The sequence below is a fragment of the Alkaliphilus transvaalensis ATCC 700919 genome (assembly GCF_000621485.1).
Taxonomy (GTDB): domain Bacteria; phylum Bacillota; class Clostridia; order Peptostreptococcales; family Natronincolaceae; genus Alkaliphilus; species Alkaliphilus transvaalensis.
Genome location: NZ_JHYF01000001.1, coordinates 415,097 through 429,255, shown reverse-complemented (window position 1 = coordinate 429,255; position 14,159 = coordinate 415,097). Strand labels below are relative to the sequence as shown.

Annotated in this window: 12 protein-coding genes; all 12 read right to left on the bottom strand. The window is 36.1% G+C overall.

The genetic code is table 11. From position 1 onward, the window contains the following. Positions 1-7 precede the first annotated feature (7 nt). Entirely contained in the window at positions 8-895 is an 888-nt protein-coding gene (gene truB / locus T335_RS0101960) for a tRNA pseudouridine(55) synthase TruB (protein ID WP_026476051.1), read from the bottom strand. Positions 896-907: 12 nt separating this feature from the next. After that, positions 908-1,864, bottom strand: coding sequence for a DHH family phosphoesterase (locus T335_RS0101955; RefSeq protein ID WP_026476050.1), 957 nt, complete (start codon positions 1,862-1,864; stop codon positions 908-910). Continuing rightward, positions 1,857-2,255, bottom strand: coding sequence for a 30S ribosome-binding factor RbfA (gene rbfA, locus T335_RS0101950; RefSeq protein WP_084280856.1), 399 nt, complete (start codon positions 2,253-2,255; stop codon positions 1,857-1,859). The genes T335_RS0101955 and rbfA overlap by 8 nt, the downstream gene beginning before the upstream one ends. A 64-nt stretch (positions 2,256-2,319) precedes the next feature. Beyond that, complete coding sequence (gene infB, locus T335_RS0101945; protein ID WP_026476048.1) at positions 2,320-4,440, bottom strand: translation initiation factor IF-2; 2,121 nt, start codon at positions 4,438-4,440, stop codon at positions 2,320-2,322. Position 4,441: 1 nt separating this feature from the next. Further along, complete coding sequence (locus tag T335_RS0101940) at positions 4,442-4,780, bottom strand: L7Ae/L30e/S12e/Gadd45 family ribosomal protein (RefSeq protein ID WP_334291161.1); 339 nt, start codon at positions 4,778-4,780, stop codon at positions 4,442-4,444. Beyond that, positions 4,764-5,036, bottom strand: coding sequence for an RNase P modulator RnpM (gene rnpM, locus T335_RS0101935; RefSeq protein WP_026476046.1), 273 nt, complete (start codon positions 5,034-5,036; stop codon positions 4,764-4,766). The genes T335_RS0101940 and rnpM overlap by 17 nt, the downstream gene beginning before the upstream one ends. Before the next feature lie 11 nt (positions 5,037-5,047). Beyond that, positions 5,048-6,088 (bottom strand): transcription termination factor NusA, encoded by a 1,041-nt coding sequence (gene nusA / locus T335_RS0101930; protein WP_026476045.1) that lies wholly within the window; start codon positions 6,086-6,088, stop codon positions 5,048-5,050. Positions 6,089-6,103: 15 nt separating this feature from the next. Continuing rightward, positions 6,104-6,568 (bottom strand): ribosome maturation factor RimP, encoded by a 465-nt coding sequence (rimP, locus tag T335_RS0101925; protein WP_026476044.1) that lies wholly within the window; start codon positions 6,566-6,568, stop codon positions 6,104-6,106. A gap of 181 nt (positions 6,569-6,749) precedes the next feature. Further along, a complete protein-coding gene (locus tag T335_RS0101920; RefSeq protein WP_051569083.1) occupies positions 6,750-11,057 on the bottom strand; it encodes a PolC-type DNA polymerase III in 4,308 nt (1,435 codons plus the stop codon). Between the two features lie 12 nt (positions 11,058-11,069). Next, positions 11,070-11,696: a glycosyltransferase family 2 protein gene (locus tag T335_RS0101915; RefSeq protein ID WP_026476042.1), complete on the bottom strand. Its 627-nt coding sequence runs from the start codon at positions 11,694-11,696 to the stop codon at positions 11,070-11,072. Positions 11,697-11,711: 15 nt separating this feature from the next. After that, entirely contained in the window at positions 11,712-12,758 is a 1,047-nt protein-coding gene (gene ispG, locus T335_RS0101910) for a flavodoxin-dependent (E)-4-hydroxy-3-methylbut-2-enyl-diphosphate synthase (protein ID WP_026476041.1), read from the bottom strand. 396 nt (positions 12,759-13,154) lie between these two features. After that, positions 13,155-14,159: an RIP metalloprotease RseP gene (gene rseP, locus T335_RS0101905; protein ID WP_026476040.1), complete on the bottom strand. Its 1,005-nt coding sequence runs from the start codon at positions 14,157-14,159 to the stop codon at positions 13,155-13,157.

Here is a 14,159-nt window from a genome sequence, read left to right as displayed (position 1 = left end):
TCCCCTTTTAAACAAAAAGCCTTAAAAATTTTAGATATCTAAAATGGCCTTCTACTTTTATTAAGGCTAAACCGATAAATCGATCCTCTACATAAACCCTTACCTGCATCGCTTCCTCTAGTTGAAGACCTTCCTTCCAGTCCTTCGAATATACTCGATTGCCGTTTAAGGCTGCCTTCGCACCAGTTGACTTAACCACTACCTTCGGGATTTCATCTAAGGGATAGTCAACAGGATATAGGGCTTCTTCAAGACGATCATGGTCCTTTAATTCATCTATTGTAATAGCTGTAGATAAATGAAAATTGCCTGTTGCAGTCCTTAAAAGAAAGGACATCATTCCTCCACAGCCCAATTGATCTCCAATATCTTTACAAAGGGTTCTTATATAAGTTCCCTTCGAACAAGTCACATCAAAAAGTACCTTATTTCCCTCAATCTTTAAAATATTTATATCATGTATTTTAATTCTTCGTGGTTCTCTTTCTATTTCAATGCCTTCTCTGGCAAGTTCATAAAGTTTCTTACCATCCCGTTTAAGGGCAGAATACATTGGAGGAATTTGATCATACTCTCCAACAAAGCCCATAATGACTTGTGCTATTTCTTCCCTAGAGCTACTCACTGCTTTCTCACAAAGAATTGTCCCATAACGATCCTGTGTGTCAGTTTCTATCCCTAAAGTTAGTTCTGCACGATATTTCTTATTACTATCAAGTAAAAATTGTGACACTTTTGTTCCTTGGCCTAAGCATATTGGTAACACCCCAGCAGCGTTGGGATCTAACGTACCGGTATGACCTACCTTTTTCATGTTTGCTTTTCTTCTCACCAGTGAAACCACATCATGGGAGGTCATTCCTGGTGGTTTTAAGATGTTAATAATACCATTCAAGTTATCACCGTCTTATATCATCTTTTCTAGCTTATTTAATAGTGATTCTTTCACATCAGTTAGTGTTCCTTTTGTCGTTGCTCCAGAAGCCCTTTTATGACCGCCGCCGCCGAACCCTTTAGCTAGTTCATTTACATCATAATTCTTTTTAGATCTAAAGCTAATTTTAATTTCTCCATCAGTGGTGGCTTCCTTAATGATCACTGCTACTTCCACACCTTCAATATCTCTAGCATAGTTGATAATACCCTCTACTTCTTCGTACTTAACGTCAAATTCCTTAAGTAAGTCTTGATCAATTGTAATGATGGCAACCTTACCATTGAAATAAATCTCCATTTGATTTAATACATGTCCAAGAAATTTAGTGCTATTTAAACTGTTATTTTGATAAAGATTAAAAGTTATTTCTTGAATATTCACACCGAAATCTAATAATTCCGCTACAACTTTATGGGTATAGGAAGTTGTACTTTCGTATCTAAAGTTTCCTGTATCCGTAACAATTCCTGTATATAGACATGTGGCTATCTTTTCATCTAATTGAATTTCTAATTCTTCTGTAATGATTGAATATACAATTTCACATGTTGAAGAAGCATCAGTTCTAACAAAGTTAATATCTCCAAACCCGTTATTACTAACATGATGGTCTATATTAATGACCTCTTTACTTTTGACTAAAAGATCTATATCACCAAAGCGACGATCATCCCCACAGTCCAAAACAAAGCAAAGGTCAAAATCATCAAATTCATTAGATTGATATTTTTTAAGTAGATGAACCTCCGGTAGAAAAGAATATCTACCTGGAAGTTCATCATTTAAGAATATATTAACCTGATTTGATCTTTTCATTAAAGCTAGACCTAAAGCCATTATGGAACCTAAACTATCTCCGTCTGGATTAACATGGGCGATAATGGCAATTCTAGTATCAGAATTAATAGATGGGATCAATTTATTCATTGTCTTCTTCCTCTGATTTAGCTTCTGGGTTAGCAGTAGGTTCTGTAACCTTGGCAATTGTTTTATGCATTTCAATTCCTCTTTCAATGGAATTATCCAGCTTAAAAATGATCTCTGGTGTTACTCTTGCTTTAATTCTTCTACCAATTTCTCTTCTTACATAGCCTTTAGAACTAACTAAAGCTTCAAGGGTAGCTTGTTTTTCTTCTTCTGTTCCTAAGACACTAATGTAAACTGTTGCATAACTTAAGTCCCTTGTCACATCTACTTCTATTATGCTTGTCATTGGTGCAATACGAGGGTCCCGTAAATCATTTCTAATAATATCGCTGATTTCTTTTCTTATTTCTTCATTTAATCGACTAACTCTAGGATATGCCAACGACCTCATCCTTTCTAATCTCTATTCTTATCTATCATTTGATCTATCATTTAAATATTTACATAGAAACCTACTAATCTCTTGAAATTTCCTCCATTACGTAGGCTTCAATAACATCCCCTTCTCTTACGTCTTGGAAGTTATCAATACCTATACCACATTCATATCCAGTTGCTACTTCTTTTACATCATCTTTAAAACGTCTTAAAGATCCAATAGCACCTTCATGAATAACAATACCATCTCTAACTAATCTCATTTGAGCATTACGTTTCATTTTACCTTCTGTTACATAACAACCAGCAATTAAACCAAGGTTAGGAATCTTAATCGTTTGTCGAATTTGAGCCTTTCCAAGTTCTACTTCCTTAAACTCTGGGTCTAACATTCCCTTCATGGCAGCTTCAATATCTTCAATTGCCTTATAGATGATTCTGTAGCTACGAAGATCAACATTTTCCTTCTTAGCTTCGGCTGTAGCACCAGAAGTTGGTCTTACGTTAAATCCGATAATAATAGCATTAGATGCAGATGCTAACATAACATCGGATTCTGTAATGGCTCCTACGCCACCATGTATAGGCTTTATAACAACTTTATCATTAGAAAGTTTAGATAGTGATTGTTTAACAGCCTCTACAGAACCTTGTACATCGGCCTTAACAATAATATTTAGTTCTTTAATTTCTCCCGTTTGCATTTGACTAAATAAAGCATCAAGAGAAACTTTTTGAGAAGTTCTTAATTGCTGTTCTTTAATTTTATTAATTCTTTTCTCTACGATTGATCTTGCAATCTTATCATCTGCCACAGCAATTAATTGATCCCCAGCAGCTGGAACATCATTTAAACCAGTAATTTCAACAGCTGTAGAAGGAGTCGCTTGTTTAACCCTTTTACCTGTATCATTAACCATAGCTCTAACACGACCATAGGATGTACCAATTACAATTGAGTCGCCTACCCTTAAGGTTCCATTTTGTACTAAAACAGTAGCAACTGGACCTCTACCCTTGTCTAACTGTGCTTCTACTACTGTACCTACAGCTTCACGGTTAGGGTTAGCCTTTAATTCTTCAACCTCTGCAACTAGCAGTACCATTTCTAATAGGTCGTCAATATTTGTTCCTTGAAGGGCCGATACCTCTACTGAAATGACTTCCCCGCCCCACTCTTCAATAATAACACCATGTTCAGAGAGTTCTTGTTTAACTCGGTCTGAGTTTGCACCAGGTTTATCAATTTTATTGATAGCTACAATAATTGGTACATTGGCAGCTTTAGCATGGTTAATTGCTTCTATTGTTTGAGGCATAACCCCATCGTCAGCAGCTACAACTAGTATTGCTATATCTGTTACCTTTGCACCCCTTGCCCTCATAGAAGTGAAGGCCTCATGACCAGGTGTATCTAAGAATACAATTTTCTTACCATTTACTTGTACTTCCGAAGCTCCAATATGCTGTGTAATACCGCCTGCTTCCCTCTCTGTAACCTTAGTTTTCCTAATTGTATCTAATAGAGAAGTTTTACCATGGTCTACGTGTCCCATTACGGTAACAACCGGTGGTCTAGGCTTTAAATCTTTTTCATTATCAGCTATAATTTCATAGTCTACGTCTTCTTCTTCAGCTTTTACTGCCTTTTCAACTACTTCCACATCAAATTCTTCGGCAATTTTAGCAGCTGTTTCAAAATCAATTTCTTGATTCATTGCTGCCATAACCCCAGCTTGAATTAATTTACCGATAATTTCACTTACCTTACGATTTAAAAGTTCAGCTAAATCTTTAACCACAATCTTTTGATCAATTTCAATTATTCTCATATCGTTATTATTCGTCTCTTTTAGTTCCATATTCTCGTCCAGTTTCGTTTCCCTACCTTTTTTATTTTTTTTGTTCTTATTTTTATTATTTGTCTTTGGAATTGTACTAGTTTTGTTTAAAGGCACTTTATTAATAATTTCTTGTTCTTCATCTATATCAGTATCTTGAACAGCACCTTTAATTGCTGGTTCTTCTTCAGCTGTTCCAGATTCTGATAATAATTCCTTTACCAACTTAGCCTCTTCATCTTCTAAAGTACTCATGTGATTACTTACCTCTACTGCCAAATCCTTTAACTTTTCAATCAATTCTTTACTACTTATATTTAGTTCCTTTGCCAACTGATACACTCTTAACTTTGACAAGCTAATCACCCCCTAAATATTTGCTATCTTCAACGTTATCAATGTGTTCAATAAGTTTTTCAGCAAAGCTCTTATCCTTTATACCGATTACAGCTCTGGGTGCTTTTCCTATAATATGTCCTAGTGTTTCTTTCTTTTCAAAGAATCTAAGTGGTATACTTCTATAGCTGGTTTTGTCGGTGAATAATTTCTTCGTATTATCGGTAGCATCCTCTGCAACGATAATTAAAAAAACATTATTTTTCTTTATTTCAATTTTACAGCCGTCTTCTCCTGAAACAAGTTTTCCCGCCTTCATGGCAAAGCCTATTAAATTCTTAATTTTATCCTTCACACTCATCAATCTCCTGAATCAGTTTTTCATATATTTCGTCCTCTACATTACACTGAAAGGCTCGATTGAAGGCTTTAGTTTTTTTAGCTTTTTGAAAGCATTCCTTGTCCAAGCATATGTAGGCACCCCTGCCATTGGCTTTCCCTGTCAGGTCAACTTTAATTTCACCCTCTTGGTTTTTCACCACTCGAATTAACTCTTTTTTCCCCTTCATCTCGTTACAACCCAAGCATTTCCTAAGAGGTATTTTCTTTTGTTTCATGTTAATCACCCCTACTCTTGATTCGCTTGACTCTCACTCTTAATATCTATTTTCCAACCTGTTAATTTTGCAGCTAACCTTGCATTTTGTCCTTCTTTACCAATGGCCAAAGAAAGTTGATAGTCTGGAACAATTACTTTAGCTGTCTTTTCTTGAAGATTAACTTCTGTAGACACTACCTTTGCAGGACTTAGGGCACTTGTAATAAATTCAACTGGATCTTTACTGTATTTAATAATATCAATTTTCTCACCCTTAAGTTCATCTACTATTGATTGTACCCTATTTCCCTTTGGTCCAACACATGCTCCTACTGGATCTACATTTTCATCAGTGGATTCTACTGCAATTTTTGTTCTTGAACCAGCTTCTCTAGAGATACTTTTAATACTAACTGTTCCGTCATGTATTTCTGGAACTTCTAATTCAAATAAACGCTTAATTAATCCTGGATGGGTTCTAGATACGGTTATTTGAGGCCCTTTAGTTGTTTTCTTAACTTCGACAATATAGGTTTTAATCCTGTCTCCATGATTATACTCTTCTGTAGGCATTTGTTCATTTGGTCCTAAGACAGCCTCGATTTTTCCTAGATTAACATAAACAATCCCTTTAGCTACCCTAGCAACAGTACCTGTAATAATATCCGTCTCTCTATTAATATACTCATCGAAAACAATACCTCTTTCTGCCTCTCTAATCCTTTGCACTACCACTTGTTTTGCCGTTTGAGCTGCAATTCGACCAAAGTTTCTTGGGGTTACTTCCCTTTCAACAATATCTTCCACTTCAAAGTTTGGATCAATTTCCTTTGCATCCTGAAGTTGAATTTCTAATGTTTCATCCTCCACTACCTCTACAACTCTCTTTTGAGAATAAACGTGTACATCACCACTATCTCGATCAATTTCTACCCTTACGTTTTGGGCTGTACCGAAATTTCTTTTGTAGCTGGAGATTAATGCAGCTTCAATGGCATCAATTAAAACTTCCTTTGCAATCCCCTTATCCTTTTGGATCTGTTGTAGTGCTTCAATAAACTCTACATTCATTTCTTCAAACCCTCCTTAAAATTTAATCGCCAATCTAGTCATAGCGGTTTTCTCTCTTGGTATTTCAATTAAACCAGCGTTTTTTACTTCTAATTGTATTTTGTCATCTACTAGACCAATTAGTTCACCTTCTATGACTTTTTGTCCCATGAGGGGTTCGTATAATTTAACCTCTACCACTTCCCCCTTAAACTTTTCAAAATCCGAATCCTTTTTTAATGGTCTGTCTAAACCAGGGGATGATACCTCTAGAAAGTAATTTTCTTCGATTGGATCTAATTCATCCAAGATCTCACTAAAATCTTCACTTACTTTTTGACAGTCGTCAAGACTCACGCCACCAACTTTGTCAATGAAAACCCTTAAGTAACGATGGGGTCCTTCTTTCTTAAATTCTGTGTCTACTAACTCTAAATTATATTTTTCAACAATTGGTAACACTAGTTCTTCTGTTAGTTTTTCTACTCTATTTTGCCCCATATTAAACCCTCCCTTATTCAATTTTCCCTTTAATATATGTATTTTCAGCCATTTATACTTTATTTATGCGGGATTTCACTTTACTTTAGTAACATAATAGCAAAGAGTGGGAAGTCCCCACTCTTCGTTATAGTTCTATGCCATTAAAACTAGTATACCACAATTCACCAATAGGTGCAAGCTAAAATAGGCTTAGTTGATTGGTTTGTGGTAAATCACTTATACAACCATGATTAACTAATGTCTCAATAACAGTTTTAGTTACTTTCGTTCGCTGCCTTAGATCTTCAAGGGATATGAATTCTCCCTCTTTTCTTGCTTCAACAATATTCTTAGCAGCATTTTGTCCTACTCCCTGCAGGGATTTTAGGGGTGGCAGTAGCTTATCATCTACAATCATAAAACGGTCAGAATCTGACTGATAAATGTCTACTGGTAAGATTTCAATTCCCCTTAAGAACATTTCTAGAACAACTTCCAATACAGTTAAAAGGTTCTTCTCCTTAGCAGTCACATCATTCCCCATAGATTCTATCTCACTTATTTTCCCCTTAACCATTTCCTTACCCTTAACAACTAGGTCTGCATCAAAATCTTCCGCTTTTGTTGTGAAGTAGGTGGCATAGAAGGCCCTAGGATGATGAACTTTAAAGTAAGCGATTCTAAAGGACATCATAACATAGGCAGCAGCATGGGCTTTAGGGAACATATATTTAATTGTATTACAGGAGTCTATATACCACTGAGGTACATTATTCTGTTGCATTTCCTCCACATGCTCGGGGGTTAATCCCTTTCCTTTACGGACATTCTCCATAATCTTAAAGGAGGTTTTAGCTGGAAGCCCCTTTAAGATTAAGTAGTTCATAATGTCATCACGGGTTGATATTACATCTTTTAGTTCAGCAATTCCATTTCTAACTAAGTCTTGAGCATTGTTCAGCCAAACATCTGTCCCGTGGGAAAGTCCACTGATCCGAACTAGTTCTGCAAAGGTGGTTGGTTGAGTATCAATTAGCATCTGCCTTACAAACTTTGTTCCAAACTCTGGTATCCCTAACGTACCTACCTCACTACCTAACTCTTTTGGGTCGATGCCCAACACTTTAGTACTGGTAAAAATGCTGACAGTTTCTTGATCATCTAAAGGAATTAACGTAGCATTAACTCCTGTTAAATCCTCCAGCATCTTGATGATGGTAGGAACGTCGTGACCAAGGATATCTAATTTTAATAAACGTCCACTGATGGAATGATAATCGAAGTGGGTGGTGATAACCCCAGAACTTCCATCATTGGCTGGATATTGTATTGGACAAAATTCATGAATATCTTTATTGGCTGGGACGATCATAACTCCCCCTGGATGCTGTCCAGAGGTTCTCTTTACCCCAGTACAACCCATCGTTAAACGGTTGATCTCAGCTGAGGTGTAGGGGGTTCCCTTCTCTTCAAGATATTTCTTTACAAAACCATAGGCTGTTTTGTCGGCTATCGTACCAATTGTCCCTGCACGGTAAACCTTCCCTTTACCAAAGAGTTCTTCAGTATACTTATGGGCTTCACTTTGATATTCCCCAGCAAAGTTTAAGTCTATATCCGGTTCTTTGTCTCCTTCAAATCCTAAGAAAACCTCAAAAGGAATATCATGGCCGTCTTTAGTCAATTGATGGTCACATTTTGGACATTTTTTATCGGGTAGGTCTGCCCCAGAACCGTAGGACCCATCGGTGATAAATTCAGAGTGCTTGCACTTTTCGCAGACATAATGGGGTGGTAATGGATTTACCTCGGTAATATCACTCATGGTTGCCGCAAAGGAAGACCCGACAGACCCCCTCGAACCAACCAAATATCCATCCTCCATTGACTTCGTCACTAGTTTTTGAGCGATAATATACATTACCGCATATCCATTACTTATAATGGAATTTAATTCTTTATCCAGTCTATATTTAACTAGTTCAGGTAGTGGCGAACCATAGATTCTTTCAGCCTTTTCATTACAGGTTCGCCTTAATTCCTCCTCAGAGCCTTCGATTTCTGGCGGGAAGGTTCCATCGGGTATAGGAATAATATCATCCACTAGATCATTAATCATATTGGGATTATGAATTACTACTTCTTCTGCCTTTTCCTTTCCTAAGTAAAGGAATTCTTTAATCATCTCATCGGTGGTTTTTAAGTATAGTGGCGGTTGATGATCGGCATCACCGAAACCTTGCCCCGCCATTAAAATCCTTCTAAATACCTCATCTCTGCGATCTAAGAAATGAACATCTCCTGTTGCAACAACAGGCTTATTAAATTGATCTCCTAAATCAGTAATTCGCTTATTAATTTTTTGAAGATCTTCAACCCCACCAACAAAGCCCTTATCTATTAAGAATTGGTTGTTTTTCACAGGTTGAATTTCTAGAACATCATAGTATTTAACAATTGCCTCGATTTCTTCTTCTGTCTTATTTTGCATAATCCCTTGGAATAACTCTCCTGCTTCACAGGCAGTTCCTATAATTAAGCCTTCACGATATTGACTTAAAAGGCTTTTAGGTAGTCTTGGCTTTTTATAGAAATAATTAATATGGGATTCTGAAACCATTTTATAGAGGTTTTTTAATCCCGTATAATTTTTTACTAAGATTAAAACATGGTAGGTATCCAGCTTTTTAAAGTCAGCTTTTTTAGTTAACTGCTGATTGATATCCTTAAAACTTAGGATTTCCTTTTCCTTCATCATCTTAATAAATTCCATCCATATTTCTGCTGTTGCTGTAGCATCGTCTACGGCCCTGTGATGGGAAAGTAGGGTAATATTTAATTCCTTTGCAATAACATTCAACTTGTGTCTTTTAAGTTGGGGTAATAAAACCCTAGCTAATTTTAAGGTATCGACCACAGCATTTTTAACTGTTAGTCCTTGATGTTTTGCATTTTCACGAATAAAACCTACATCAAAAGAAGCATTATGGGCAACTAAAGGGGTATCCCCTACGAAAGCTAAGAATTCTGGAAGCACCTTTTCAATACCAGGAGAATCCTTAACCATGTCATTGGTAATCCCCGTCAGTTCAACAATTTTTGGTGGGATTGGCATTTGGGGGTTAATTAATGAAGAAAATTGATCAATCACCTTACCATCTTTAACCTTTACAGCACCAATTTCTGTAATTCGATCTACTTTATTAGATAAACCTGTTGTCTCGATATCAAATACAACAAATTCATCTTCTAAAAGATAGGTATCTTCTCCTTCAACTAATTTAGCTTCATCATTAACTAAATAGCCCTCCATACCATATAAAATCTTAATGCCATGCTTTTTACCTGCCTCCATTGCCTCGGGAAAGGCCTGTACTATCCCATGGTCTGTAATGGCTATTGCCTTGTGGCCCCATTCTGCTGCTCTTTTTATAAGGCTAGAAGTGCTGCTTACACCATCCATAGAAGACATCTGGGTATGAAGATGAAGTTCTACCCGTTTGGTATGATACTGATCCGTTATCTTTTCTTTACTGATCAGCATCAAATCAGAAGCCATTATAACATACTCTCGTGCATACTTATCATATACCACATCACCACGAACTCGAATCCACTGTCCTTTTTTGATGGCTTCTTCAAAGTCTACTGTGGTATTTTTTCTTTCGAAGATTTTTATAGCCAGAGAACTGGTATAGTCAGTAAATTGTACAGTATATAGTTTTTTTCCACTATTTAACTCCCGTGTTTCAACAGCAATTGTTTCACCTTCACAAACAATTTTAACTAGCTCCCCCGTTAGCTCTTTAAGGGGCATAACCTCACCTGCCACAGATTTTCCTAAGAGAAGTGGTGAGTTTGAATTTGCTTCTTTGGATTGGGATTCCTTTTTACTTGCTGGTTTTACCTCACTATTAGAATTGGATGTAGCCAGTTGTACATTTTTCATGATCTCTTCTATGTACTGATTACTTTCCTTTTCTTTAATGACTTCATAGTCTGCTAAATCAAAGGTACCTCCATTGATCCCTTCTATTATGCAAGATAACCGTACTCCAAAGTGGGTCAAAAAGAAATCTTCAATTACAATATTTAGATTTCTTTCTTTAGCCTTTTCACCTAAAAAGTTTTCTGGAATAAGAATTTTAATACGATCTTCCTCTAGCTCCCAAGTTATTTTAGATAGTATACCTCTGGAAGATGGTAATGCCTTTTGAATAAAAAACAAAATATTATTCCAGTTTTTTTCAAGTAAGTCCTCTATGGATTCGATTTTAAAGTCGTAGGAAAACTTAACAGCAACCTCTTGCAATTTCAAAAATCCCTTTAATTTTTCAATAACAGAATCTATTTCTCTCCATACTGATATATGATTCGAGGAAAGGTTCATCTCAAGTTTTCTTTTTTCTTTATAAAACTTTACTTGCTTTAAATGATAGGATTCAAAGCTAGGATAACCTTTTATTCCCAATTCCCCAAGGAAATCACTAAAACATTTTAACTGCATATGATCCCACCTTTAATTTAACCAATGTTTAATAATCTCACCATACATTTTCATTCTATAGAGGGCTCCCTTATAAAGCCCTAGTTTTTCTTCTTTAATAACATGACTAATGTTCTTCAATATTACCTTCTTCGTACTTATATTTTTATTCTTAATTAACTTTGTTAGGGCCATTTCTATACTATAGCCCTTGGTGTCTAAACTTAAAATATCTGCAACAAGAGACCCTTTAAAAGCCCTCTGTCCCGAAAGATTAGGTGCTACTTTTTGAGCAGTATCTGTTAAAAATCTTCCACCTTCAAAAATACCAATGGTCATTTCGATATTTTCTTCTTTAATAGGAGCAATTAGGTCTCTTAAATGTATTGTTGTTAAACCTACTAAATCTGCATCAATCATTAGTATAATATCTTCTTGACAATAGCTTAAGCCCACCTTTACAGCTTCAGCTTTTCCTTTGTTTTTGGGAAGACGTATTAGTTCTACAGGGTATTTGCTAACTACTTTTGCTGTTAGATCTATCGAGCCATCGTCTATCACTATTATACGATTTATAAGGGGAGAATCCAATAACGGTTTAATAACATTTTCTATACGCTCTTCTTCATTAAAGGCTGGTATTATTGCAGATACCTTCATAGAAACCCTCCTGAACTACATTTTTTCAATTTCTTCCAACAGAACCTTTGTAATTTCACCTTCAGGTATTTTCTTTATTATTTCACCCTTTTTGAATAGCAATGCACCATCAATACCACCGGCAATGCCAATATCTGCTTCTCTTGCCTCACCAGGTCCATTAACTGCACAGCCCATAATTGCCAGCTTAATGGGTTTTCTTAGTTTTCCTATTTTTTCTTCAACTTCATTTGCTAGGTTTATTAGGTCTATTTGGCAACGGCCACAAGTAGGACAGGATATTATCGTTATTTCATTTTGAATGATTCCAAGGGATTTTAGAATCTGTCTACCAACTTTAATCTCTTCCACAGGGTCTCCTGTTAGGGAAACTCTGATGGTATCACCTATTCCCATTAACAAAAGAGCTCCGATACCTATAGAAGATTTAACAGTACCTGCCCAAACAGTACCTGCCTCTGTTATTCCTAGATGGAGAGGGTAATCACATGCCTGAGAGATTTTTTGATAGGCCTCTACTGTTAACGCCACATCACTGGCTTTAAGGGAGATAACAATATCTGTGAAGTCTAATTCTTCTAAAATGGCTACATGTTCTAATGCACTTTCTACCATAGCATCGGCTGTAGGATGTCCATATTTTTCTAGCAGATGTTTTTCTAAGGAACCCGCATTAACACCAATTCTAATTGGAATATTTTTCTCCTTTGCTGCCTTTACCACTTCTCTAACTCGTTTTTTATCTCCTATGTTTCCTGGATTAATTCGTAGGGCGTCTATCCCTTGTTTAATAGATTCTAATGCAATACGGTAATCAAAGTGGATATCAGCCACTATGGGTATGTTGGTTTGAGCTTTTATTTCTCCAATGTGGTAAGCTGATTGTAGGGAAGGAACTGCAATTCTAACAATATCACAACCCGCTTCTTCTAATTTAAGGATTTGTTCTACACTTGCCTCAACATTTTTAGGATCTATAGTAGTCATAGATTGGACGGTAATAGGATGATCTCCCCCTACAAAAATATTACCTACTTTTATAGCCTTTGTCTTTTTCCTCATAACAAACACCTTCCGTTTACATAATTTTATTATGTTAATTATACTTTCTTTACCTTTATAAGTCAGCTGGATACCTTTAGTCATAATAGTCAGTTATATATAAAGTCATAAAAGTAAAATATTTTACCTCAGTATGCCCTTCATTGATGATGGATACTCCAGTAATTTAATTATATGTATATATAAGTATAGACCATAAGGAAAGTAGATCAGCTACCTGATCTACTTATAATTCCTGATGAACTTAATTACTGTCAACAATGAAGTTATTATTATCAACAAAAAACTTAATTGTATTAATATTATTCTATCATTAGTTAGTAAATTGCATATACCATAAATCTGAATTTATTTCTCAGTTTAGGAATTTCTCTACTTAATCAGTGTTAATGAAGCTTAATTAAAGATTCTCACAATATCTTGATAGGTTACAAATATCATTAAACCAATTAAAACAGTAAAGCCTACCATGTGGATCATACCTTCTTTATCTGGATCAACCGGTTTACCTCTAAAAACTTCTGCTATTAGAAATAATAGGCGGCTACCGTCCAAAGCAGGGATAGGTAAAAGATTCATTAAACCTAGATTAATGTTAATTAATCCTGCTAAAAATAGAACATTTAACCACCCAGCTCTAGTAGCCTCACCTACTAAGTGGATGATACCCACAGGACCGGCAACTTCGTCTGTTGTTGCTTCCCGTACCACTACCCTTCTTAGGAAGGACATGATTTCTCTAATAATCATCCTAAAATTGTTAAAGCTATTTCTTATGGCGCCTCCTAAGTTCCTCTCATAACTTGGTACAATTCCGATCATAATTCTTCCAGATTCTGCATCTACCATAGGTTCTATGATCTTACTAATTTCTTCACCATTTCTTCTAAGAAGAATCTCTAATTGACCGCCAGTGGACCCACCAATGGCCGATTCTAAATCTCCCCAACTATCGGTTTTCTGCCCGTTTACTGATAATATGCTGTCTCCTGGCTGAATATCCATTACCTCAGCCGGTGAACCAGAAATAACCTGTTGTATCGTTGTCGTAGGTACGCCAACTGTGTAAAAAAGCATGGTAAATAGAAGTAAGCCCAGTAAGAAGTTCATAATTGGTCCTGCAAAAATAACCCCTATCCTTGCCAATGCAGGCTTTTTATTAAAACTTCTTTCGTCCTCTGATGCTTCATCTTCACCTTCCATTTTAACATATCCACCAATTGGTAATGCCCTTAGGGTATATGCTGTTTCACCACTGGTGAATTGAATTAATTTTGGCCCCATACCTAGAGCAAATTCATGAACCTTAATCCCCACTAGCTTTGCTACCCCGAAATGTCCCAACTCGTGAATAAATATGGCTATACCGAATACAATGATTGCTGCTAAAGCTGTTTGCAT

Excerpts from the sequence above, each read along its gene's own strand:
- ispG (WP_026476041.1), bottom strand. The coding sequence starts at position 12,758 with ATGAGGAAAAAGACAAAGGCTATAAAAGTAGGTAATATTTTTGTAGGG.
- T335_RS0101915 (WP_026476042.1), bottom strand. The coding sequence starts at position 11,696 with ATGAAGGTATCTGCAATAATACCAGCCTTTAATGAAGAAGAGCGTATA.
- T335_RS0101940 (WP_334291161.1), bottom strand. The coding sequence starts at position 4,780 with ATGAGTGTGAAGGATAAAATTAAGAATTTAATAGGCTTTGCCATGAAG.
- rnpM (WP_026476046.1), bottom strand. The coding sequence starts at position 5,036 with ATGAAACAAAAGAAAATACCTCTTAGGAAATGCTTGGGTTGTAACGAG.
- rimP (WP_026476044.1), bottom strand. The coding sequence starts at position 6,568 with ATGGGGCAAAATAGAGTAGAAAAACTAACAGAAGAACTAGTGTTACCA.
- T335_RS0101920 (WP_051569083.1), bottom strand. The coding sequence starts at position 11,057 with ATGCAGTTAAAATGTTTTAGTGATTTCCTTGGGGAATTGGGAATAAAA.
- T335_RS0101955 (WP_026476050.1), bottom strand. The coding sequence starts at position 1,864 with ATGAATAAATTGATCCCATCTATTAATTCTGATACTAGAATTGCCATT.
- rbfA (WP_084280856.1), bottom strand. The coding sequence starts at position 2,255 with ATGAGGTCGTTGGCATATCCTAGAGTTAGTCGATTAAATGAAGAAATA.
- rseP (WP_026476040.1), bottom strand. The coding sequence starts at position 14,159 with ATGCAAACAGCTTTAGCAGCAATCATTGTATTCGGTATAGCCATATTT.
- nusA (WP_026476045.1), bottom strand. The coding sequence starts at position 6,088 with ATGAATGTAGAGTTTATTGAAGCACTACAACAGATCCAAAAGGATAAG.